The 23,440-nt window shown below is 58.9% G+C and carries 22 protein-coding genes; 12 read left to right on the top strand and 10 right to left on the bottom strand.

Features of this window, described 5'->3' with window-relative positions; translation table 11 throughout:
- Window positions 1–8: 8 nt before the first annotated feature.
- The 3 genes from IBT46_RS25590 to IBT46_RS25580 form a co-directional block, all read right to left on the bottom strand.
- Window positions 9–929 (bottom strand): TIM barrel protein, encoded by a 921-nt coding sequence (locus tag IBT46_RS25590; protein ID WP_200547957.1) that lies wholly within the window; start codon window positions 927–929, stop codon window positions 9–11.
- 16 nt (window positions 930–945) lie between these two features.
- Window positions 946–2,376 (bottom strand): sugar porter family MFS transporter, encoded by a 1,431-nt coding sequence (locus IBT46_RS25585; RefSeq protein ID WP_264546359.1) that lies wholly within the window; start codon window positions 2,374–2,376, stop codon window positions 946–948.
- 201 nt (window positions 2,377–2,577) lie between these two features.
- Entirely contained in the window at window positions 2,578–3,618 is a 1,041-nt protein-coding gene (locus IBT46_RS25580) for a LacI family DNA-binding transcriptional regulator (protein ID WP_200547956.1), read from the bottom strand.
- 289 nt (window positions 3,619–3,907) lie between these two features.
- Between IBT46_RS25580 and IBT46_RS25575 the strand changes: the two genes are divergently transcribed.
- On the top strand, window positions 3,908–4,522 hold the full coding sequence (locus IBT46_RS25575) for a TetR/AcrR family transcriptional regulator (RefSeq protein ID WP_200547955.1): 615 nt from the start codon (window positions 3,908–3,910) through the stop codon (window positions 4,520–4,522).
- Complete coding sequence (locus IBT46_RS25570) at window positions 4,519–5,409, top strand: helix-turn-helix domain-containing protein (protein ID WP_200547954.1); 891 nt, start codon at window positions 4,519–4,521, stop codon at window positions 5,407–5,409. Before IBT46_RS25575 ends, IBT46_RS25570 begins: the two co-directional genes overlap by 4 nt.
- 41 nt (window positions 5,410–5,450) lie before the next feature.
- Here IBT46_RS25570 and IBT46_RS25565 read toward each other — a convergent pair whose 3' ends face one another.
- Together IBT46_RS25565 and IBT46_RS25560 are read right to left on the bottom strand one after the other, a co-directional pair.
- Complete coding sequence (locus IBT46_RS25565) at window positions 5,451–5,660, bottom strand: DUF1471 domain-containing protein (protein ID WP_200547953.1); 210 nt, start codon at window positions 5,658–5,660, stop codon at window positions 5,451–5,453.
- 165 nt (window positions 5,661–5,825) lie between these two features.
- A complete protein-coding gene (locus IBT46_RS25560) occupies window positions 5,826–6,101 on the bottom strand; it encodes a metal/formaldehyde-sensitive transcriptional repressor (RefSeq protein WP_200547952.1) in 276 nt (91 codons plus the stop codon).
- 88 nt (window positions 6,102–6,189) lie between these two features.
- Between IBT46_RS25560 and IBT46_RS25555 the strand changes: the two genes are divergently transcribed.
- Complete coding sequence (locus IBT46_RS25555; protein ID WP_200547951.1) at window positions 6,190–7,353, top strand: nickel/cobalt efflux transporter; 1,164 nt, start codon at window positions 6,190–6,192, stop codon at window positions 7,351–7,353.
- Window positions 7,354–7,417: 64 nt separating this feature from the next.
- Here IBT46_RS25555 and IBT46_RS25550 read toward each other — a convergent pair whose 3' ends face one another.
- From IBT46_RS25550 to IBT46_RS25540, 3 genes are all read right to left on the bottom strand, one after another.
- A complete protein-coding gene (locus IBT46_RS25550) occupies window positions 7,418–7,627 on the bottom strand; it encodes a YdgH/BhsA/McbA-like domain containing protein (RefSeq protein WP_105593599.1) in 210 nt (69 codons plus the stop codon).
- Between the two features lie 241 nt (window positions 7,628–7,868).
- Entirely contained in the window at window positions 7,869–9,092 is a 1,224-nt protein-coding gene (locus IBT46_RS25545) for an MFS transporter (RefSeq protein ID WP_370569532.1), read from the bottom strand.
- 368 nt (window positions 9,093–9,460) lie between these two features.
- Window positions 9,461–10,366 carry a GntR family transcriptional regulator gene (locus IBT46_RS25540; RefSeq protein ID WP_105593597.1) on the bottom strand — a complete coding sequence of 302 codons (906 nt, stop codon included), beginning with the start codon at window positions 10,364–10,366 and terminating at the stop codon, window positions 9,461–9,463.
- A gap of 135 nt (window positions 10,367–10,501) precedes the next feature.
- On the opposite strand from IBT46_RS25540, the gene IBT46_RS25535 reads away from it, so the two are divergent.
- A complete protein-coding gene (locus IBT46_RS25535; RefSeq protein WP_200547949.1) occupies window positions 10,502–11,524 on the top strand; it encodes a zinc-binding alcohol dehydrogenase family protein in 1,023 nt (340 codons plus the stop codon).
- A gap of 11 nt (window positions 11,525–11,535) precedes the next feature.
- On the opposite strand, the gene IBT46_RS25530 is transcribed toward IBT46_RS25535, so the two are convergent.
- The gene (locus IBT46_RS25530; protein ID WP_200547948.1) at window positions 11,536–11,679 is read right to left on the bottom strand and encodes a hypothetical protein; all 144 of its coding nucleotides are present in this window, start codon (window positions 11,677–11,679) and stop codon (window positions 11,536–11,538) included.
- Window positions 11,680–11,738: 59 nt separating this feature from the next.
- Window positions 11,739–12,134: a polyketide cyclase gene (locus tag IBT46_RS25525; protein ID WP_105593594.1), complete on the bottom strand. Its 396-nt coding sequence runs from the start codon at window positions 12,132–12,134 to the stop codon at window positions 11,739–11,741.
- A gap of 256 nt (window positions 12,135–12,390) precedes the next feature.
- Here IBT46_RS25525 and IBT46_RS25520 point away from each other — a divergent pair, with 256 nt between their 5' ends.
- The 8 genes from IBT46_RS25520 to kdpD all read left to right on the top strand — a co-directional run bounded on the left by IBT46_RS25520 (window position 12,391) and on the right by kdpD (window position 23,226).
- Window positions 12,391–13,308, top strand: coding sequence for a DMT family transporter (locus IBT46_RS25520; protein ID WP_200547947.1), 918 nt, complete (start codon window positions 12,391–12,393; stop codon window positions 13,306–13,308).
- 105 nt (window positions 13,309–13,413) lie between these two features.
- On the top strand, window positions 13,414–14,889 hold the full coding sequence (locus IBT46_RS25515) for a UbiD family decarboxylase (RefSeq protein WP_200547946.1): 1,476 nt from the start codon (window positions 13,414–13,416) through the stop codon (window positions 14,887–14,889).
- 91 nt (window positions 14,890–14,980) lie between these two features.
- On the top strand, window positions 14,981–15,868 hold the full coding sequence (locus IBT46_RS25510; RefSeq protein WP_200547945.1) for a LysR family transcriptional regulator: 888 nt from the start codon (window positions 14,981–14,983) through the stop codon (window positions 15,866–15,868).
- A 165-nt stretch (window positions 15,869–16,033) separates the two neighbouring features.
- Complete coding sequence (kdpF, locus tag IBT46_RS27800) at window positions 16,034–16,123, top strand: K(+)-transporting ATPase subunit F (protein ID WP_105593590.1); 90 nt, start codon at window positions 16,034–16,036, stop codon at window positions 16,121–16,123.
- Complete coding sequence (gene kdpA, locus IBT46_RS25500) at window positions 16,123–17,808, top strand: potassium-transporting ATPase subunit KdpA (protein ID WP_200547944.1); 1,686 nt, start codon at window positions 16,123–16,125, stop codon at window positions 17,806–17,808. Before kdpF ends, kdpA begins: the two co-directional genes overlap by 1 nt.
- 18 nt (window positions 17,809–17,826) lie before the next feature.
- Window positions 17,827–19,875 carry a potassium-transporting ATPase subunit KdpB gene (gene kdpB / locus IBT46_RS25495; RefSeq protein ID WP_200547943.1) on the top strand — a complete coding sequence of 683 codons (2,049 nt, stop codon included), beginning with the start codon at window positions 17,827–17,829 and terminating at the stop codon, window positions 19,873–19,875.
- An 11-nt stretch (window positions 19,876–19,886) separates the two neighbouring features.
- Window positions 19,887–20,453: a potassium-transporting ATPase subunit KdpC gene (gene kdpC, locus IBT46_RS25490; protein WP_200547942.1), complete on the top strand. Its 567-nt coding sequence runs from the start codon at window positions 19,887–19,889 to the stop codon at window positions 20,451–20,453.
- Window positions 20,454–20,544: 91 nt separating this feature from the next.
- Window positions 20,545–23,226 carry a two-component system sensor histidine kinase KdpD gene (gene kdpD, locus IBT46_RS25485; protein WP_200547941.1) on the top strand — a complete coding sequence of 894 codons (2,682 nt, stop codon included), beginning with the start codon at window positions 20,545–20,547 and terminating at the stop codon, window positions 23,224–23,226.
- Window positions 23,227–23,440 lie beyond the last annotated feature (214 nt).

Below are 23,440 nucleotides of genomic sequence, written 5' to 3'. Positions count from 1 at the left end.
TTCCTCAATTAAAATCCAACGGAGTTCAGGTAGCGCAGGCTTTCGGTCACATCGTGCAGGCTGCCGTCGGCATTGCGCGGGTCGCGCTCCTGTTCAATGGTGATCCAGCCCTGATAGTTACGCTCGGCCAGGAAGGCACGCACGGCTGGATAGTCGATAGCGCCTTTACCAATCGGGCACATCACGCCTTCCGCACAGGCGCTAAAGAAGTCCACTTCGCGGGCGATAACATCGCGGAATACGGTGTCGTTAACGTCTTTAAAGTGGATGTAGTCGATGCGATCGAAGTAGCGGCCAAGCCAGGTAATCGGGTCCATATCGGAGTAGTAGAGGTGGCCGGTATCCAGACACAGACCGGCTACGCTGTGCGGAATATCCTGCACCAGTTGTTCGATCTCGTCGGCGTACTCAATGCAGCCACCGGCATGCGGATGAATAACCGGGCGCACGCCGTACTCCTGCGCAATGCGGCTGATTTCGGTGATGTGCGACATCATGCGCTGCCAGTCGCTGTCGGACAGGCGCGGGGCTTTGTGGTATTGCCCGGCCAGCCGTGCGCGTTCGGCGTTGCCGAAATCAATAATCACCAGATACGGTGAGGGGAAGTTATCACCGTGGGTTTTGGTGGCGGTCGGCACTTTTGACAGGTTACGGCAGATGTTGTGCGTCAGCTCAATCATCACCGGGAAGTTCTCTTCGCTAACCAGGTCGTCAAAAATGGTTCCGGCAACCAGCGACAGGCCGTACTGATTCAGTTTCTCGGTCAGCACCTGCGGGTCAGTCGGCAGGTAGGTCCACGGTCCCAGTTCGATGCTCTTATAACCGGCCTGGGCGGCTTCTTTCAGCACTTTCTCATACGGCGGCAGATGCGGGTTTTTCGGGTCGTCCACGCCCCAACTGCAGGGTGCATTAGCAATATGAATGGTCATTTCGGTGTCCTTTAAATCAATGAGTGACTGTTTTGCTTTCGCGTTGAGTGGTTTCAAAGCGTTCCAGAATCAGGGCTTCCATTTTTTCCAGCGAAACGCCTTTGGTCTCCGGCAGCAGCGCCTTAACGAACCACCAGGAGGCCAGCGAGCACACCGCGAACAGCAGCAGCGGGAAACCGCCGTGGAAGTTATCGTTGAGGTAGGCGCTCTGGTTCATCATCGGGAAGGACTGACTGACAAAGAAGTTGCCTGCCCACATGGCGCAGATAGAAAAGCCCATACCGGCTCCGCGCAGGCGGGTCGGGAAGATTTCGCCGATCACCGTCCACACCACCTGTCCCCAGGTGCCGCCGAACAGGAACATAAAGCCGAACAGGCCCAGCACGGAGATCACGCCGGTCATCCCGCTGTAGAAGGTCCAGAAGGTGAACAGCAGGCAAACGGTGGAGCCGAGTGAACCGATCAGCAGCAGCGAACGGCGGCCCATCTTATCGATCAGCATCATGCCAACGATCACACCAGCGAACTGCAGCACCGCCAGCCAGATGGTCATAAACATTGCTTCCTGCATGTTGTGGGTGACGTTCATCAGCAGCGTCGGGCCAAAGTACTGAATGACGTTGATGCCGGTCAGCTGGTTGAAGATGGCCAGACCCACACCAATGACCAGGAAAATGGCCGTTTTGCGGTTAAAGCTGACGCGTTCGCGGTTCACTTCACTGCTGGCGGAAAGCTGGAGTGAGGTCTGAATTTCACCCATCAGGCGCTTCGCGTGCTCTTCCGAAGAGATGCGGGTCAGGGTTTTCATCGCCGCTTCGTTGCGGCCGACCATGATATTCCAGCGCGGGGATTCCGGGATAAAACCAACGAACAGGAAGAACAGCACGCAGGGTACGAAGGCCGCACCCAGCATCCAGCGCCAGCCGTAGGCGTTCAACCATTCCGGATCGGCGTTTTTCGCAATCAGATAGTTGGTCAGCAGCACCAGCACCTGGCCACCTACGCAGCAGATCATGTGCATGGTCATCGCGCGGCCGCGGTAATCCTTGGGCGCCACTTCCGCGATATAGATCGGCGAGATAACCGAGGCCAGGCCGATACCCAGTCCGCCGATAATGCGGAACACCACAAAGGTGGTGAAGTTTGGCGCCAGCGCGGTACCGGCAACCGACACCACAAACAGAATCGCGGTGATGATGAGCATTGATTTGCGGCCGTAGCGGTCCGCCAGTTTACCGGCGATCAGGCAGCCGATAACGCAGCCGATAATCACATTGGAGACGGCCCAGCCGGTTTCCGCCGGGGAAAGCTGGTAGTGATGGGTGATAGGTTCGATCGCGCCGGAGATGACCGAAGAGTCATAGCCGAACAGCAGCCCGCCGAGCGCGGCAACCGCGCAGATGGCCATCACGTAGGCCATATTGTGTTTTGGTGTTTGCAGAGGCACGGAACATTCCTTCCTGTTTTAATTTGCAGGAAGTATCAAACGAATGTTCCATTATCATCAATGATAGAATGTTTATTTTTTGATGGCGATCGCACTATTAATGATAGTTTTTTTTGATAAAACTCTATCATCTTCACGTTATCAGCGGGTTAAACGGCGAACGTCAGCGGCGATTTAAACCCGAAAACGCCGCTGTGCCGTTTACACATTCTCTTTGGTAATCAGCTCAAAACTGCTGTGAAGTGAAATGAAATTTCCATGCGCCTCGGAATTTGCCTGTAGCATGGCTTCCACCACGGAACCGGCCAGTTCCTCAAGACGATGTGACACCATAATATCAAGGGTGCCGTCGATCAGCGCCAGCTGCGCATCCTGCAGCGGACCGTGGCAGATAAGGGTGATCTCATCCTTCTTGCCGCTGTCACGCAGCGCATTGACCACGCCTTCAACCCCGCCGCAGGGGGCATAAATCACCGACAGATCGGGATGGCTCTGGATCAGCTGCGTGGTCGCGTGATAGCCCTGCTCGACGTTTTCAAAGCTGGTGACCGGCTCCAGCACGGTATGCCCGGTGGCGTGTTCGCGCAGATACGAGCGGAAGCTGATTTCGCAGGTTTCCTGGCACAGGAAGCGATTATCGCCGATGATCACCCCAACTTTTCCCGGTGGGCCGCTCAGGCGCTGGACGATCCAGGCGGCGGTGCGCCCCGCTTTACGGTTATCCAGGCCGATGTAGCCGGTGTGATCGCAGGGAGAGAGGTCAGAAAGCAGCGTAAAGACTTTCACCCCTTTCTTTGCCGCTTTCTGCACCGCGCGCCGTACCAGCGCGTTGTCCAGCGCGATCAGCACCAGCGTATTCACGCGATTGCTCATTTCATCAATGCTGGCGGCGGCGGCTTCCACGGCGTGGATGTCGTGGAAAACAAACTCCACCCGGGTGCCGGGCTGGCAGTGCGGCGAGGCCTGCTTTTCCAGCGAACGGGCAAAGGTATCGTAGAAGGAGTAGTCGCGCGACAGCAGGATCACGCCGATGCGCAGCGCTCCGCCGCTACCGGAAGTACCGTCTGCGGCGGCGTCGGCCAGAAACTCCGGTGAAAAACGATAACCGAGGCGCGTTGCGGCCTGAACCACGCGATTTTCCGTCTCGGCGCGCACGGGAGCCCGCCGGTTGAGTACCCGGTCTACGGTGGCGACCCCGACTCCGGCTTCGCGGGCGATATCGGTGAGCGTGGTTTTTTTCATCGAAAGTTCCAACTGAATCTGAATGAGGAAAAACTATCATAAATCCCGCTGGGACAGGGAGATAAGATGCTAAAGATATGACAGCGCTCAGATTATATTTTTTAACAATCCGTTGATAAAGCATAAAAATTTCATTTTTTCGTTCTTCGCACTGCCCCTCAATCCTGGCGTTTTCTGTGTTTTTATACTTTATCCCTGAAGATTAGTTTTATCTGAGCGTCATCATTATATGGTATTTTACAGGCAACATACCGTGCGGTATCTTTCTTGTATTAATCTGTAAATTTAAATGAAACAGCTAATTGAATCAGATATACCTCAGAATACGGGGCCGGATAAAACGGCCTATAACCGAAAAAAACAGCCCGAGCAGGTGCGAAACGCCCTGATTGAATCCGCCGCCGCGCTGGCCGTTAGCCGGGGGCTGAACGGTATCACCGTGCAGGCGGTAGCCCAGGCCGCCGGTGTGACCAAAGGCGGCTTCTTTCACCATTTTCCCCACAAGCAGGCACTGCTGGACGCCATGTTTGATGCCTTTCTTGCGGAAAGCGAGCGGGAGATTGATCGGCTGATTGCTGAAGATAGTCAGGAATCGGGCTGCTTTAGCCGTGCCTACGTCATCGTGGCCTTTAATGAAATCCAGCAGGGCTTAAACAGCATGCGGGTACCGCTGTCGCTGTCGATGATGGCTTCTCCGGCGCTGTGCCAGCGCTGGTCCGCGTGGCTGAAAGGACGGCTTGAACGCCATCGGCGTACGGACAGTTTGCCGCTGCATCAGATGGTGCGGCTGGCTGCGGACGGTGCCTGGCTTGCTCAGTCACTGGTTAGCGGCGATACCATCCGCGATATGCAGGTGCTGCGCGACGATTTGCTGGCGCTTATCAGGGAGAGTGATAAAGAGTGAAAACCACATTTAAGCAGGAAGTTGTGCATCAGCTGCTGCGCTGGCTGGAAGGCAATATCCATACGCCGCTGACCATTAACGACTTCGTTGAGAAGTCGGGCTACTCGAAATGGCACCTGCAGCGTATTTTTAAAGAGGTCACCGGGCAGAAACTGGCCTCCTACTGCCGCCAGCGCAGGCTGACCTCCAGCGCGGTGATGCTGCGGCTGTTTGATAAGCAGATTGATTCGGTGGGCAGCGAGCACGGCTTTTCCAGCCATAATGTTTACCACAAAACCTTTAAGCGCCATTTTAACGTCACGCCAGCTCAATACCGCGATGCGCCGCACTGGTCGTGCGAGGGGCTGTGCCCGCCGATCAATCTGACCACAATGAACGTGCCGGAAGGTGAGCTGGTTGAGCTGGATGGACTGCATCTGAGCGGCTGCGTGAACAACTATGCGTTTACCCTGGACACCATTGATGATTTTTCCTGGCGCGAGCGCGACAGCTTCTGGCAGCGGCGGCTTAATGCGCTGGCCGAAAAGCCGGATATGCTTTACGGGCTGATTAACGTCATTCGGGGCGGACCCCGTACGGGCGATCGTGCCACGTTGCAGTATCTGACGTGCCTGGAACAGGATACCTGTGCGACCGATGCGGCGCAGATGCAGATAAGCATCGAAAAACAGCCCTATCTGAAGTTCAGCTATCGGGGTGATGAGCGTCTTTACAGCACGTTTATTGATCTGATTTATCAGCATGCGCTGCCGACAGTCGGAGCCGTGCGCCGTGATGGCTATGATGTTGAACGCATCAATCGCCGGGAACCACTGGAGGGCAGGATGGTGGTAGTGGATTATTTTGTGCCGGTACTGGCCGAAAATTACAGCATGCCCGTTCCCTGAGTGTCAGGGTTCGGGCACTGCCGTTACTGCGATAAGACGCCTTATTTGATCAGCTGAGCTGTCATATGCACGCCGTTGTTGCTGTTGGCTTCAATGATGCGGTAAGACGAACCGGTCTGCTGAGCCTGAGCGGCAATTTTCGCTTCAGCGCTGTCGATAGTTGCACCGGTTGCGGTCACGGTCTGAGCGAAGCTGCCGAAAGAAACTACGGACAGGGCGATAACTGCAGCAAAAGTTTTGATAGATTTCATGGCGTCATTCCTTCAGTTGTTTTGTTTATGTAAGGCGGTGTGCCTTCGTTGAAAACAATGATAGGCCGATGGAAGACATTGCGATAGCGGAGTGATTTGCTTATCTTTGTCAAAAAAATTGATGCATTAATCCGGGCCACATACGGCAAGGCAGCCCCGATGGTTTTACTTCATATACGAACGAATCACCGCCACAATCTGCTCTAAATCCTGCTCGCGCTGAGCGGCTTCACTTTGCTCATCGAGCAGATGTTCACGAATATGCCCTTCCAGCACTTCTGCCATTAATCCATTCACCGCACCGCGAACGGCGGCGATCTGCTGCAAAATATCGATACAGGGCGTCTCCGCCAGCAGGGCTTTTTCCAGCGCGTCTGCCTGGCCGCGAATGCGGCGTACGCGGGTCAGAAGTTTCTTTTGTCCGGCAATTGTGTGTGACATCGCTGCTTCCATCTTGTGGGTTAGTATACTGGGGTATAGTATATTTACAGTGTTCTTCTCCCTATGATAGCTTCTCCGAGGCAAAAAAATGATGGATTTTACTGCGCTGTTGCAGCAGGGGGCCGGCAACGTTTGGCTGTTTATTCCCGGTGCTATTCTGTTAGGCGCACTGCACGGGCTGGAGCCCGGACACTCCAAAACGATGATGGCGGCGTTTATTATTGCGGTGCGAGGGACGGTCAAACAGGCGGTGCTGCTGGGACTTGCAGCGACGATTTCCCACACGCTGGTGGTGTGGGCGATTGCGCTGGGCGGCATGATGCTCAGCCGTCGCTTTGATGCGGCAACGACAGAGCCGTGGTTCCAGCTGGCATCCGGGGTGATTATTCTGGCCACCGCAGCATGGATGTTCTGGCGCATCCGCCGCGAAAGCCAGCACGCACACGATCATCACCACGGGCACAGTCATTCCCATGACCACTCACACGATCATCATCACGGGCACAGTCACTCTCATGACCAGGCTCACGAGCATCATCATGGACACAGTCATTCCCATGACCAGGCTCACGATCGTCATAATGGACACTCTCATGGTCATGACCACAGCGATGAGTATGGTCATCAGCAATCTCATGACCATACTCATGCCGATTCCGCTCACCAAAGTCTGCTGCATGTATATCGACCCGCTCAGGTGCAGGGGCAGATCCTCAGCGCCCGTTACGCTCCCCATCATCATGACCGTCATACGCATGAAGATAATGACCACCGACATGAACACGCATCCGGGCATCATCACGGCGAGGCTGCTCACTCCACGCAGGGGGCACTGACGCTGCCGCGTATCGATCTGCGCAGCGATGACTATCAGGACGCCCATGCGCGTGCCCATGCCAGCGATATCCAGCGTCGTTTCGCCCATCGCAAAGTGACCACCGGGCAGATCGTACTGTTTGGCTTAACCGGCGGGCTGATCCCCTGTCCGGCGGCGATCACCGTGCTGCTGCTGTGCATTCAGATGAAGGCGCTGTCGTTGGGGGCGCTGCTGGTTTTCTGCTTCAGTATCGGCCTGGCACTGACGCTGGTGACGGTTGGCGTGGTGGCGGCGATGAGTATGCGGCAGGCAACGAAGCGCTGGAGCGGATTCAATACGCTGGCGCAGCGGGCACCCTGGTTCAGCAGTGCGCTGATTGCGCTGGTGGGGATTTATATGGGGATACACGGCTGGATGGGCATTACGGGCGGCTGAAATACAGCATGCCCGTCCCCTGATGGTCAGGGTTCGGGCACTGCCGGTACTACGGTAAGACGTCTTATTTGACCAGCTCGGCAGTCATATGCACGCCGTTGTTGCTGTTGGCTTCAATGATGCGGTAAGAGGTGCCAGCCTGCTGAGCCTGAGCGGCAATTTTCGCTTCAGCGCTGTCGATGGTTGAACCGGTCGCGGTAACGGTCTGAGCGAAGCTGCCGAAAGAAACTACGGACAGGGCGATAACTGCAGCAAAAGTTTTGATAGATTTCATGGTGTCATTCCTTCAGTTGTTTTGTTTGTGTAAGGCGGTTTGCCTTCGTTGAAAGCAATGATAGGCCGATGGAAAACATTGTGATAGCGGAGTGATTTGCTGATGTTAGTCAAAAATATTGACCGTTTTCTGCGAGTGGGAGAGTGGGGACAGACTGGCTGGATTATCGCGGAAAACTTTCCCTGAAGCAGGAGCAGGCAGTTGTGCTGCCGCACCGAAAGGCGCGGCAGCAGCGGGTTTATCAGGCATCCACAATCGGGTCGCGGACGATAAACAGATAGGAGAGTGCGCCGATCACCGTTACGCAGGCACAAACAGTTAACGCCATGCTGAATGAACCGGTTGTATCGAGTATCCAGCCGGTCAGGACCGGAGCAAACGAGGCAAACACGAAGCTGGCAAAGTTCTGAATACTGCCCACTGAGGCGGTCATACGCGCGGTGACCGAGCAGTGGATCAGGCCCCAGCACGATGTGCCAGCGAAGTGGATGCAGAATAGCGCCATGCCGATCAGCAGGACCGCGCTCCATGTTGTAGTGGCATGCGGCACGACGGCGGTAAAAGCGGCAGAAAGCAGCATACCGGCAATAATGCACACCTTACGGGTTTTCAGCGGATGCGCGCCGCGGTTGACGACTGCATCAACCACATAGCCGTTCAGCAGCATGCCCGCCGCGCCAAACAGGAACGGGATCGCCGTCATCCAGCCGGTGCTTTTCAGGTCCAGATTGTAGGTTGCCTGCAGGTAGCCCGGCAGCCAGGCCAGATACAGCCATGCGGTGTAGTTGATGCCGCTGAAGCCGATCATCATGCCCCACATGGTGCGGTTCTTGAACAGGCCGCGCCACTCTTTCATGGTCATCGGCTCTTTTTTCGCCACTACGCTGCCCGCTTCCAGATAGTTAATTTCTTCCTGGGTCAGAGTGTTGTTATTACGGTTGCGGTAGATGGTGTACCAGCCGATGGAAAGGACAATCCCCAGCACGCCGATAGTAATAAACATCGCACGCCAGCCCATCGTCAGCATCATTGCTGCCAGGATCGGCGGGCTGATAGCCAGACCAATGGTGGAGGCAGCGTTGAAAATACCCATCGGCATACCGCGATGGCGGATGTTAAACCAGTCGTTAATCACCTTAACGCCGCACGGGTTCATCGGCGCTTCGCCAATCCCCAGACCGATGCGTACCAACACAAACTGAGTAAAGTTCTGCACCATACCCGCCAGGGCCTGGAAGCAGGACCAGACGAACATACCGACGCCGAGCATAATGCGTGGGCCTTTACGGTCCAGCAGCAGGCCGCACGGCAGCTGAGCGATACCGTACGCCAGCGAGAAGGCGGAAAGCAGAATACCGATTTCGGTGCCGCTCAGGCCCAGGTCACCACGGATGGTCTGGTTAGCCACGGACAGCGAGCTGCGGTCGAGGTAGTTAATAATCGCCGCGAGGAACAGCAGGATCATCGCGGTGGTTTGTACGCGCTTAATGCGCGCCGAGCGCTGCAGCGGACCGCGCTCTGGCACCACGGTGGCCTTTGGCTCTTCGTGGCTGGCAGGGCGGTTTTGACCGCGAACGGTCTGGCTATTTTCCATACGGTACTCCCCGGGTATAAAAAGTATTGTTATTAGCATCGGGCCGCGGAACTGCTTTAAAAACCACGGCCAGAACAGGGTTGAAGTAAGGCTGAATAGCAGACTAGTGGCGGCCGAAGTCGGTGTTGCCAACTTGTTATCTTTTTCGTGCGGCAGGCGGCGATTTACGGTTTTTAATCGGCTTTTAATTACTGTGGTTGATGGCTTTTATCGATAAAAACCCGAAAACGGTCAAAAAATCAGCCGCGATACTGACGGATTGAACGCTGCATCGACTCCTTGGCGGTAATCAGATGGCGGTGAAATTCGATGATCGCTTCCACATCGTTGCGGCTGACCAGCGCGGTGAGGATCGCCAGATGCTCCTCCAGCGCCACGATGTTGCGCTGCTTCAGGTCGCTTTCATCCCACAGATAGTGGAAGTGGAAAATGACCGAAATCACCTCAAGAGACTGATCGAAAAAGGGATTATTCGCCGCTGAGAGGATGAGTTTGTGCATCTCGCGGTCCAACTGCGAGAAGTTACGATAGCTGGTGGCGATGGTGTCGCGCATCTGGCGGTGTCGGCTCAGCAGGTCACGGGCGGCAATCCAGCGCGGGTCGTCGGCGGGCAAATTGATAAAGCGCTTGAGGGCGTGGATCTCCAGCATCTCGCGCAGCTCAAACAGCTTCTCCGCGTATTCCTGGTCAAATTTCTTCATCAGCCAGTGGCCGCGCCGCACGTTTTCAATCAGCCCGTAGCGGCAGAAGCGCAGCAAAAACTCCCGCGCCGCCAGTGGACTCACGCCCACCGCCTGCGCCAGCTGCAGTTCGGAAAAACTGTCGCCGGCCATCAGCTGGCGCTGGTTAATCATTTGAAAAAACGCCTGTTCTACCAGATTTGTCTGCGCTTCCGGCCCCGGCAGCGTTGCGGCAAAGCCATCGGCATCATCGGGCTGACGGGCGATGACCCAGCTGCCGTTGACCTTTTCCAGCACGCCACACTGCTCCAGGTGGTCCAGCGAGTGGCGCACGGTGGTGCGGCTGATGTTAAACATTTCCGCCAGGGCGGCCTGGGGCGGCAGCGGTGAAGGAATGTGCTGCTGGGCGATGGCTTCCAGCATCTGATTCACGACGTTATGACGAAGATTCTGCGTGCGGCTCATGGCTTCTCCCGGTTTTTTATCTATTAAAAACCAATTCAGAACAGCGAAAGGCGCGCTGGCTCACAGATCCAATTCTTTAACAAAACGCGCCGATTGATTTGCGCCATAACCCTGTGCAGACAACGGAGAAAAACCATGACAACGATGAATACGCTGGTGTGTCTGGAGCCGAAACAGATGGCTTACCAGACGCGTAATAAACCGCAGCCTGCTGCGGGTGAAGCGCTGCTGAAAATTATCAGCGCCGGAATTTGCGGCACCGATATTCACGCGTGGGGCGGCAATCAGCCGTTTTTCAGCTATCCACGCGTGCTGGGGCATGAACTCTGCGGCGAGGTGGTGGAGCTGGGCGAAGGCGTTAGCGGCTGGAAAGTGGGCCAGCGCGCGGCGGTGATCCCGTACCTCTCCTGCGAACAGTGTTCAGCCTGCCTGAGCGGCAAAACCAACTGCTGCGAAAACATCTCAGTGATCGGCGTGCATCAGGACGGCGGTTTCTGTGACTACCTCAGCGTGCCGGTGAAAAACCTGCTGTCGGCAGAGGGCATTGACCCTGACGCGGCCGCGCTGGTTGAGCCTTTTGCCATCAGCGCACATGCGGTACGCCGCGCGGCACCGGAGCCGGGCAGTAATCTGCTGGTCGTGGGTGCCGGGCCGATCGGGCTGGGCGTTGCCGCCATTGCTCATGCGTCTGGCGCTAATGTGGTGGTAGCGGATACCAGCGAGTTCCGCAGGCAACACGTGGAGCAGAACCTGAAGCTGGTGGCGCTGGATGCGGCGGCGGAAGATTTCCCGCAGCAGCTGCGTAATCAGTTCAACGGCCAGCTGCCGTCCACGGTGATTGATGCCACCGGGAATGCGGCGGCGATGAACGGCGCGGTACGTCTGATGGCCCACGGTGGCACGCTGGTTTTCGTTGGCCTGCACAAGGGTGATATTCAGATCCCTGACCCGGAATTCCACAAAAAAGAAACCACGCTGATGGGCAGCCGCAACGCCACCCGCCAGGACTTTGAGCGTGTTGCCAGCCTGATGGCTGAAGGAAAAATTACCGCCGAGATGATGCTCAACCAGCGCTTTGAGTTTGCCGCGCTGGCTGAGATTTTCGAACAGCAGGTGATTAACAACCGCGGGCTGATTAAAGGCGTTATCCGCTTCTGAGCCCCGCAGGTTTAACCGCGCAGCGCCGCCAGGAAATGCGCTTTGACCCGTTCGCTGTCCACCGCCAGGCACAGTTTCTGAATGCCGGCAGCGGCAAACGGGTCATCGCGCATAGGCCAGCGCGAAGGCGTCATCCACGCCGATATCGGTATCAAAAATAATTTTCTGCATCAGATTCTCCTTTCCGTAATGACTGACATCCCTGTGCGCGTTATCAGGTGGTCAGCAGGGTGTGCAGCGTCTGCAAGTCCTGTTTTACCATCTCCAGCTCCTGAGCAAAACGATCGTCTGAGAGCAGCGGCTGGCGGAACACCGTAATCAGCACCTGCGATCCGGTGCCGTTGGCGACAATACGCATCGGCACGAAAATCTCTTTGCTGAGGCCGGTATCCACGTAGTGATCCATAATGCAGAACGGGTTATGTTCGGTAAAACGCACTTTCACCGCACCCAGCGGGCCTTTACCGCGCCAGATGTTGCCATCCTGCTCCAGCGGCGTTTTGCTCAGCCCGGAAGCCCATTTAGGAAAGAATTCCGGTTTCCAGATGGTTTCATATAAATCGACCCAGTTACGGGGAATAGCGATGCTAAGGGTATGTGAGGACAGCATAAAACCTCCGATCGATGATGAATCAACCCTTCATCGTTTAAAGTAAAGTGCAGATAGCGGATTTAAGCACCCCGGCAGACTAATGAGAAGTCTTTCACATTCTCACCTTTCCAGATCACGACACAGCTCCCACTTTCCGTTAACAAATCCCCATGGCCGATAACGGCTTGTTTTGCCGGACGGCGAGGCATATAACTACTCTTTCCGCTGACGGGATCGCCCTGCGGCAGTGAATTTATATCAACGGGAGAAGTGAGTGAGACAAGGGGATATGGGTCGTTTACTGCTGCTTGCCGCCATCTGGGGCGCCAGCTTTCTGTTTATGCGGGTTGCCACGCCGGTTTTTGGCTCGCTGAATACCGCTTTTCTGCGCGTTTTCTTCGGCTGCCTTGGCCTGATTGCGCTGCTGCTGATTCTGAGGGTGAAGTTGACCTTTAACGGTAAAGCGCTGCCGGCAGTGCTGCTGGGGGTGATCAACTCCGCCGTGCCGTTTGTGATGTACTGCCTGGCGGCAAAATGGCTTCCCGCAGGCTATTCCGCCATTCTGAATGCCACCACGCCGCTGATGGGCGTGCTGATCGGCGGCCTGCTGTTCAGCGAACAGTTTACGCTGCGTAAGCTTAGCGGCGTGGTGCTGGGATTAGCGGGAATTGTGCTGCTGACCACCACCGGCAGCCTGGCGCTGACCCACGATGTGCTGCTGGGCATCGCCGCCTGTCTGGTCGCCACCGCCTGTTACGCGATGGCCGGGTTCCTCACCAAAAAATGGATCGGCGATCGCGGCGGGCTGGATGCCAAACTGGTGGCGCTCGGCAGCCAGATGGGGGCCACCCTGTTTATGCTGCCGATCTTTATCACTTCGGTCGCCGTCCAGCCCGCGGTGGACTGGCAGCACCCCGGCGTCTGGCTCTGCGTGCTGGCACTGGGACTGGTGTGCACCGCCTGGGCCTATATTCTGTTCTTCCGCCTGATTGCCGATATCGGTCCGTTGAAAACGCTCACCGTCACCTTCCTGATCCCACCTTTTGGCGTGCTGTGGGGCTACCTGTTTCTCGGCGAGACGATCTCCAGCGGCTTTATCGGCGGCGGGCTGGTGATTATCGTGGCGGTATGGCTGGTGACTGGCAGTGTAAAACCGAAGGCGCAGATTAAGGACGTCTCGCTGAAGTCCTGATGCCGCGCATTAGCCAAAAGGTATAGCGGGTTAGCTTTTCAGTCATATTCACGGTCGCCGGGCGCATCACATACTGGGGGCCATGACTCACTGAGGAAGATAACCATGACCGAGACGGTTTACGATCTCCGCTCCGCGCTGGCGCGGCTGGCGGCAATGGACGGCGAGCTGGTCAGCACCGACACCGAGGTTGACCCCCATGCCGAGCTGTCGGGCGTTTATCGCTATGTTGGCGCGGCCGGGACCACCCGGCGACCAACGCGTGAAGGCCCGGCGATGTTGTTTAATCGGGTGAAAGGCTTTGCGGATTTCCGCGTGGTGACCGGGGTGCTGGCCTCGCGCCGCCGCGTCGGTGCGCTGCTGGGCTGTGAGCCGGACAGGCTGGGCCATCTGCTGATGAACTCGGTGAAAAATCCCCTTCCTCCCGTCCTGACGCAGAGCGCGCACATTCCCTGCCAGGAGGTGGTTCACCTCGCCAGCGAGCCGGGTTTTGATATCCGCACGCTGCTGCCCGCGCCGACCAATACCGAAGAGGATGCCGGTCCCTATTTCACCATGGGGCTGTGCTACGCCACCGACCCGGAAACCGGCGAATCCGATATCACCATTCATCGCCTGTGCATGCAGGGGCCGGACGAGCTGTCGATGTACTTTGCCCCCGGACGCCACCTGGACGTCTTCCGCGCGAAAGCGGAAGCGGCAGGCAACGCGCTACCGATCACCATCAGCCTTGGGGTCGATCCGGCGATTTATGTCGGTGCCTGCTTTGAGCCGCCGACCACGCCGCTGGGCTTTGACGAGCTGAACATTGCCGGGGCGCTGCGCGGTAAGGCGGTAGAGCTGGCGCAGGGCGTGGCGGTGAATGCCCGGGCGATAGCTCATGCGGAGGTGGTGATCGAAGGCGAGCTGATGCCGGAAGTGCGCTACCGGGAAGATCGCAATACGAATACCGGCAAAGCGATGCCGGAGTTCCCCGGCTATACCGGCCCCGCAAACCCGTCGCTGCCGGTGATCAAGGTGAAGGCGGTCACCCATCGCCGCCATCCGATCCTGCAGCACACCATCGGCTGTAGCGAAGAGCACGTCAACATGGCCGGTATTCCCACCGAGGCCAGCATTCTCGGCATGGTGGAGCGGGCGATGCCGGGCCGCCTGCTCAACGTTTTCGCCCACTCTTCCGGCGGCGGCAAGCTGATGGCGGTGATGCAGTTTAAGAAAAGCATTCCGGCGGATGAAGGACGCCAGCGCCAGGCTGCGCTGCTGGCCTTTGCGGCATTCCCCGAGCTGAAGCATGTGATGCTGGTAGACGAAGACGTGGATATTTTCGACAGCAACGACGTGCTGTGGGCGATGCAGACGCGCTATCAGGGCGATGTGGATACGGTCTTTATTCCCGGCGTGCGCTGCCATCCACTCGACCCGTCGCAGATCCCGGAATACAGCCCGAGCATTGCCGCGAAGGGCATCGCCTGCAAAACCATTTTCGACTGTACCGTGCCGTATGCGCTGAAAAGCCACTTCCAGCGCTGCGAGTTTAAAGAGGTCGACGTGCGGCGTTTTCTGCCGGATTTTCACTATTGATACCTGAGCGGGCACGATGCGTGGTGTTTCTGTACCGAACGTTGGTGTAAAAAAGGAGTTATCTGGTTCTTCGGTACAGGAAAACTCTGCGATGTTGAAACTCAAGCCCCTGTATTACTTTAAAACAGTAGTGGAGAAAGGCTCGATTTCGGCGGCTTCTGCGGTGCTGTTTACCGCCCAGCCGCCAATCAGCAAGGCGTTACAGCAGCTGGAAGCCCAGTGGGACGTGGTGCTGTTCGAGCGAACGTCGCGCGGGATGATCCCCACCGACGCCGGGCGCTACCTCTACCAGCGCGCCGGGGATCTGCTGTTGCAGGCGCAGAATATCGACAGTGAAATGCGCGCCTTCAGCGAAGGTCAGCGCGGCGTGGTGCGCCTGGGCTGCGTGGATATGGGCATCAGCCTGCTGGCCGAAGCCATCGCCGCGCTGCGTTTGCGCTACCCCAATCTGCAATTCTCGCTGTATCAGGGCGACCCGCCGTGGCTGGAAGAACTGCTGGAGCGGCGTCAGGTGGATGCCGCACTGATCCATTTGCCGCTGACGCTGAACCCGCACAATATCGCCAGTATCCCACTCAATCAGCTCAACGTCCGCGCCCTGTGCCTGGCCGATACACCGCTGGCCGCACTGCCCTCCGTCACGCTGGCACAGCTGGCCGCGCAGCCGCTGGTGCTGCTGCGGCGTAAAACCGGTTTCGGCATGTACGATCGGGTGATGCAGTGCTTTACCCAGGCCGGGCTGACGCCGAACATTGTGGCGCAGGCCAGCGCTCTGCCGGTAATGAAGCAACTGGTGCGGCAGGGCGTGGCGGTGGCGCTGGTGCCGTCGCTGGCCGAGTCGGAAACTGAAGCCGGGATGATCTCGCTGCCGGTGCCGGAGCTACAGGCCGCTGCCGACAGGCTGGCGCTAATTTACTACCAGCAGCATGCGGAGAGCGCGGTGCTGAAGCCGCTGCTGGAATACTTCTTCTCGCGCTGATGGCAATGCCATTCTGTGTGCCGCTGCTGGGCTGAGCGGGCCATAACTGCTGAAAAATCAGTCCATTTTTATACTTTTTTTACACCCTGACCCCGCATTTTTACACCAACTTTGCACGCCGCTCGCAACAATATCAACCATCTGAAACGCCTCTGGAGGTGTGCTGTGAGCGCTGCTGTTATAACCGGCATTGTGCTGGTGTTTGCCCTGTTGGGTTATCTGATTTATGCCCTGCTTAACGCGGAGGAGTTCTGATGGCTGCCTCCGCCTTTTTACTGATCGGCTGTTACATGGTGCTGCTGCTGGTACTTGCCCGTCCGCTGGGCAGCGGTCTGGCGTGGCTGATTGCCGACCGTCCCGTGCCGGGCCTGGCCGCTACCGAGCGCCTGCTGTGGCGGGTGAGCTGCGTTGCGCCGGGGGGGATGAACTGGCAGCGCTATCTGCTGGCAATCCTGCTGTTTAATGCCCTTGGGCTGGTGCTGCTGTTCCTGATGCTGCTTAACCAGGCACACCTGCCGCTGAACCCGCAGGGGCTGCCGGGGCTGAGCTGGCATCTGGCGCTGAACACCGCGGTCAGCTTTGTCACCAACACCAACTGGCAGTCCTACGCCGGGGAAAGCACCCTGAGCTATTTCAGCCAGATGGTCGGTTTAACCGTGCAGAACTTCCTCTCTGCCGCCACCGGTATCGCCGTTGCCTTTGCGCTGATCCGGGGCTTTGCCAACCGCGCGCTGGACGATTTGGGTAACGCCTGGCGCGATATCACCCGCATCACCCTTTATGTTCTGCTGCCGCTCTCTCTGCTGATGGCGCTATTCCTGGTCAGCCAGGGCGTAATTCAGAACCTGCACGGCTATGTGGAGCTGACCACGCTGGAGGGCGCGAAACAGGTGCTGCCGATGGGGCCGGTGGCCTCGCAGGAAGCGATCAAAATGCTCGGGACTAACGGCGGCGGCTTCTTTAACGCCAACTCCGCGCACCCGTTTGAAAACCCCACTGCGCTGAGTAACTTCGTGCAGATGCTGTCGATTTTCCTGATCCCGGCGGCGCTGTGCTTTGCCTTCGGCGACGCGCTGCGCGACCGGCGTCAGGGCCATACGCTGCTGTGGGCGATGTCGCTGATGTTTATCGCCGCCGTGGCGGTGGTGATGTGGGCGGAGCTACAGGGCAACCCGCATTTCCTGACGCTGGGGGCGGATACCGCCGCCAATATGGAAGGGAAAGAGACGCGGTTCGGCATCCTCAACTCCAGCCTGTTCGCGGTGATCACCACGGCGGCTTCCTGCGGTGCGGTAAACGCGATGCACGACTCCTTTACCGCGCTGGGCGGCATGGTGCCGATGTGGCTGATGCAGATCGGTGAGGTGGTGTTTGGCGGCGTGGGTGCGGGACTGTACGGCATGCTGCTGTTCGTGCTGCTGGCGGTGTTTATCGCCGGGCTGATGATCGGTCGCTCGCCGGAATACCTCGGCAAAAAGATCGACGTCTGGGAGATGAAAATGACCGCGCTGGCGATCCTGGTGACGCCGACGCTGGTTCTGCTGGGCACTGCACTGGCGATGATGACCGACGCGGGGCGCAGCGCGATGCTGAACCCCGGCACCCACGGTTTTTCCGAAGTGCTGTATGCGGTTTCCTCGGCGGCCAACAACAACGGCAGCGCCTTCGGTGGACTCAGCGCCAACACGCCGTTCTGGAACCTGCTGCTGGCGTTCTGCATGCTGGTGGGCCGTTTCGGCATCATCATTCCGGTACTGGCTATTGCCGGTTCTCTGGCACGGAAGAAAATCCAGCCGCAGGGCAACGGTACGCTGCCTACCCACGGCGCGCTGTTTATTGCCCTGCTGATTGGTACCGTGCTGCTGGTGGGCGCACTGACCTTTATCCCGGCACTGGCTCTGGGCCCGGTGGCGGAACATCTGCACATGCTCAGTCGTTAACGAGCGGAGAATCACGAGATGAGTCGGAATCAACAGGCGCTGTTTGACAGCGCGCTGATCGGCGTGGCGCTGCTTGATGCGCTGAAAAAACTGGACCCGCGCGTACAGGTGCGCAATCCGGTGATGTTTGTGGTGTGGCTGGGCAGCGTCATTACTACACTGCTGGCGATCGCCATGGCGGCAGGGAAAACCCCGGGCGAGGCGGGTTTCACCGCCGCTATCTCTCTGTGGCTGTGGTTTACCGTACTGTTTGCTAACTTTGCCGAAGCGCTGGCGGAAGGGCGCAGCAAGGCGCAGGCCAACAGCCTGAAAGGCGTGACCAAAACCAGCTTTGCCAAAAAGCTCAGCGAGGCGCGCTACGGAGCCAGTCATCAGCCGGTGGCGGCGGACAGCCTGCGCAAAGGCGACTGGGTGCTGGTGGAAGCCGGGGACATCATCCCCTGCGACGGCGAAGTGCTGTCCGGCGGCGCGTCGGTGGATGAAAGCGCCATCACCGGGGAATCTGCCCCGGTGATCCGTGAATCCGGCGGGGATTTTTCCTCGGTGACCGGCGGGACGCGCATTCTTTCCGACTGGCTGGTGGTTCAGTGCAGCGTGAATCCGGGGGAAACCTTCCTCGATCGAATGATTGCCATGGTGGAAGGTGCAACGCGGCGTAAAACGCCGAACGAGATCGCCCTGACCATCCTGCTGGTGGCGCTGACCATCGTCTTCCTGCTGGCCACCGCGACGCTGTATCCGTTCTCCGCCTGGGGCGGTAGCACGGTCAGCATCACCGTACTGGTGGCGCTGCTGGTCTGCCTGATCCCCACCACCATCGGCGGCCTGCTGTCGGCGATCGGTGTGGCGGGCATGAGCCGCATGCTGGCGGCCAACGTGATTGCGACCAGCGGCCGCGCGGTTGAGGCGGCGGGTGACGTTGACGTGCTGATGCTGGATAAAACCGGCACCATCACCCTCGGCAACCGGCAGGCGACGCAGTTTCTGCCCGCGCCGGGCGTGACGGCGGAACAGCTGGCCGATGCGGCGCAGCTGGCGTCGCTGGCCGATGAAACCCCGGAAGGGCGCAGTATTGTGGTGCTGGCGAAGCAGAAATTTAACCTGCGCGAACGCGATCTGAGCAGCATGGACGCCACTTTTATCCCGTTCTCGGCGCAGACGCGCATGAGCGGGGTTAACGTGCAGCAGCGTGCCGTGCGCAAGGGCGCGGTGGATGCAGTGCGCCGCCATATTGACAGTAACGGCGGCCAGTTCCCGCCGGAAGTGAACGGCCTGGTGGAACAGGTGGCGCGGGCGGGCGGCACGCCGCTGGTGGTCTGCGACGGCGCGAAAGTGATGGGCGTGGTGGAGCTGAAGGACATCGTTAAAGGCGGTATCAAAGAGCGCTTCGCTGAAATGCGCAAAATGGGCATTAAAACCATCATGATCACCGGCGATAACCCGCTGACCGCCGCTGCCATCGCCGCCGAAGCCGGGGTGGATGACTTCCTCTCGGAAGCCACGCCGGAAGCCAAGCTGGCTCTGATCCGTCAGTATCAGGCGGAAGGCCGCCTGGTGGCGATGACCGGTGACGGCACCAACGATGCGCCAGCGCTGGCGCAGGCCGACGTGGCGGTAGCGATGAACTCCGGTACTCAAGCTGCGAAAGAGGCGGGGAACATGGTCGATCTGGACTCCAACCCGACCAAACTGCTGGAGGTGGTGCATATCGGTAAGCAGATGCTGATGACCCGCGGGTCGCTGACCACGTTCAGCATCGCCAACGACGTGGCGAAGTACTTCGCCATCATCCCGGCGGCTTTTGCGGCGACCTACCCGCAGCTGAATATGCTCAACGTCATGCACCTGCATTCCCCTACCTCGGCGATGCTGTCGGCGGTGATCTTTAACGCGCTGATTATCGTGTTTCTGATCCCGCTGGCGCTGAAGGGCGTGAGCTACCGTCCGCTGAGCGCGGCGGCACTGCTGCGCCGTAACCTGTGGCTGTACGGCGTGGGCGGGCTGCTGGTGCCGTTCGCCGGTATCAAGCTGATCGATATGCTGCTGACCGTTACCGGTCTGGCGTAAGGAGAACTATCATGAGTCAATGTCGCCCCGCACTGTTTTTACTGTTACTACTGACGCTGGTTGTCGGCGTATTTTATCCTTTACTGACCACCGGGCTGGCGCAGTGGTGGTTCCCGCATCAGGCCGCCGGTTCGCTGATTGAGCTGCGGGGAGAAGCGCGAGGTTCTGCACTGATCGGGCAGAACTTCAGCCAGCCGGGCTATTTCCAGGGGCGTCCTTCGGCTACCGGTGATGCGCCCTATAATCCGCTGGCCTCTTCCGGCAGCAACCTGGCGGCGAGCAACCCGGCGCTTGACCAGGTGCTGGAACAGCGTGCGGCGGCGCTGCGTGCGGCCAATCCGCAGGCCGTGGGTTCGATACCGGTGGATCTGCTGACCGCATCCGGTAGCGGACTCGACCCGGAGATTTCACCGCAGGCGGCGCGCTGGCAGGCTCCCCGCATTGCGGCGGCGAGGCAGCTGCCGCTGGGCGTGGTGCAGAAGCTGATTGAGCAGCAGATCCACACGCCGATGCCGGCGTTTATCGGCGATCCGACGGTCAACGTGCTGGCGCTGAATCTGGCCCTGGATGCCATGTAGTACAAAGGTGGCCTTAATGGGCTGATGTAACGGGCCGCACGGCGATGTTAATCCGGTGCGGCTTTTCGCCGTTTTGATCACAGGGAGCATTATGAACGATGAACTCCAGCGCCCGGACCCGGATGCGCTGCTGCGCCAGGCGGCGGTTGAGGGCCGTGGCAAACTAAAAATCTACTTTGGTGCCTGTGCCGGGGTGGGTAAAACCTGGTCGATGCTGCAGGAGGCACAGCGCCTGCGCGGCCAGGGGCTGGAGGTGCTGGTCGGCATCGTTGAAACCCACGATCGCCCGGAAACCGCGGCGCTGCTGGCCGGGCTGACCGTACTGCCACGCCGCGCCACCGGGCAGCAGCGCTACTCGGAGTTCGACCTTGATGCCGCGCTGGCCCGCCATCCGGCGGTGATCCTGATGGACGAGCTGGCGCACAGCAACGCCCGTGGCTCGCGGCACCCCAAACGCTGGCAGGATATCGAAGAACTGCTGGACGCGGGCATTGATGTGATGACCACGGTTAACGTGCAGCACCTCGAAAGCCTGAACGACGTGGTGGGCGGCGTGACCGGTATTCGCGTGCGGGAAACGGTGCCGGACCCGTTCTTTGACGCCGCCGACGAAGTGGTACTGGTGGATCTGCCGCCGGACGATCTGCGTCAGCGGCTGAAAGAGGGCAAAGTCTACATCGGTGCGGGGGCCGAGCGCGCCATCGAAAACTTCTTCCGCAAGGGCAACCTGATCGCCCTGCGCGAGCTGGCGCTGCGCAGAACCGCCGATCGCGTTGACGACCAGATGCGCGCCTGGCGTGAGACGCAGGGCCGTGAAAAAGTCTGGCACACCCGCGATGCGATCCTGCTGTGCATCGGCGACAACGGCGGCAGCGAAAAGCTGGTGCGCAGCGCCGCCCGGCTGGCAGGGCGACTCGACTGCGTCTGGCATGCGGTGTACGTGGAAACCCCGCGACTGTATCGCCTGCCGGAAGCCCGGCGGCGCGGAATTTTACGCACGCTCCAGCTGGCGCGCGATCTGGGGGCAGAAACCGCCACCCTCTCCGACACCCGCGAAGCCCGCGCGGTGCTGCGCTACGCCCGCGATCATAACCTCGGCAAAATTATCCTTGGCCGCCGCCCCAGTAAACGCTGGTGGCGCGAGCGCTTTGCCGATCGCCTTGCGGAGCTGGGGCCGGATCTCGATATTCTGATCGTCGCCCTCGACGATCCGCCTGCGGATGTCGGCCCGCCGCTGGCAAGACAGAACGCCGCGAACGATAGCCGCTGGCGCGCGCAGCTGCACGGCTGCGTGGCGGCGCTGCTGCTGTGCGTTGTGGTGACATTGGCCGGGCGCTGGCTGCTGCCGCGCGTTGATTCCGTCAACCTGGTGATGGTCTACCTGCTGGCGGTGGTGGTGGTGGCGCTGCGCTATGGCCGCTGGCCGTCGGTGGTGGCCACGCTGCTAAATATTATTGCCTTTGACCTGGTGTTTGTTGCACCCACCGGCACCATGGCGGTGTCGGATGTGCAGTATCTGGTGACTTTCGGCGTGATGCTGGCGGTGGGGGTGATCGTCGGCAATCTGACGGCGGGCGTGCGCTATCAGGCAAGGGTGGCGCGCTATCGCGAGCAGCGGGCGCAGCACCTGTACGGTATGGCAAAAGCACTCAGCCGGGCGCTCAGCCAGCAGGACATCGCCGCGATCCTCCAGCACAGCCTGGAAAGTACCTTACAGGCGCGCAGCGAGCTGCATCTGCCTGATGAGCAGGGCGAGCTGAAGGTGGTGGGCGAACCACATCTCAGCGCTCAGCCGGACCGCGCTATCGCCCACTGGAGCTTTACCAAGGGCCAGCCCGCCGGTGCCGGGACCGACACGCTGCCCGGCGTACCCTGGCTGATGCTGCCGTTAAAAAGCGGCAGCGAGACGCTTGGCCTGCTGATCCTCGAACCGCTGAATCTGCGCCAGCTGATGATCCCGGAACAGCAGCGGCTGGTGGAAACCTTTACCGTGCTGATCGCTAACGCGCTGGAGCGCATGGCGCTCAGCCAGCGGGAGGCGGCGTCCAGACTGGCGGCGGAGCGCGAACAGCTGCGCAACGCGTTGTTATCCGCGCTTTCCCACGACCTGCGTACGCCGCTGACGGTGCTGTTCGGCCAGGCGGAAATCCTGACGCTGGATCTCGCCAGCGAAAACTCGCCGTATGCGCCGCAGGCCAGCGCGATGCGTGAACAGACGCTGAACACCATCCGGCTGGTCAATAATCTGCTGGATATGGCGCGGCTACAGTCCGGCGGCTTCCACCTTAAACGCGAGTGGATGGCGCTGGATGAACTGATTGGCAGCACGCTGCGTACCATGAATGCTTCCCTGGCTGACCGCACCGTTCAGCTGGATCTGCCGCCGGAGCTGCTGCTGATTGACGTGGACGCACCGCTGATGGAGCGGGTGCTGGCAAATCTGCTGGAGAACGCTTTGAAATATGCCGGGGCGGAGGCCGAGCTGGGCATTCGCGCTCGCAGGACTGAGGGGGCGGTTTCACGGCTGGAGATTATCGTGTGGGACAGCGGTCCGGGGATACCTGCCGGGCAGGAGAGGAAGATTTTTGAAAAATTCTCTCGCGGCAATAAAGAGTCATCGGTGCCGGGCGTTGGGCTGGGGTTAGCAATCTGCCAGGCGATTGTCGCGATGCATGACGGGGAGATTCATGCGGAAAACCGCCCGCAGGGTGGCGCAAATTTTGTGATTTCGCTGCCGATGACGGCACCGCCGGAACTTGAGGATTATGAATGATCGTGAGGATTGTGGATAAGCTTGAGAATGATGAGTTAGCTTGAGGATGACGAATAAGGTGAATGAAGCAACGTACCTGTTTTTATCCTCGCTGAGTGCTGCATGACGCTCGTTTAAACCATTTCCGAACGCTGAAAACCAGAAGAGGGCCCCCCCCCGGGGGGCGCCTTTCCCCCGCGTCCATGCGGGGGAATCCTGGCTTCCTTTCTGCGTT

Origin of the sequence: Erwinia sp. S38, from assembly GCF_016624545.1 — a bacterium.
Taxonomy (GTDB): Bacteria; Pseudomonadota; Gammaproteobacteria; order Enterobacterales; family Enterobacteriaceae; genus Erwinia; species Erwinia coffeiphila.
The sequence above is the reverse complement of the archived record's forward strand: the minus strand, read 5'-3'. Positions and strand labels throughout refer to the sequence as shown.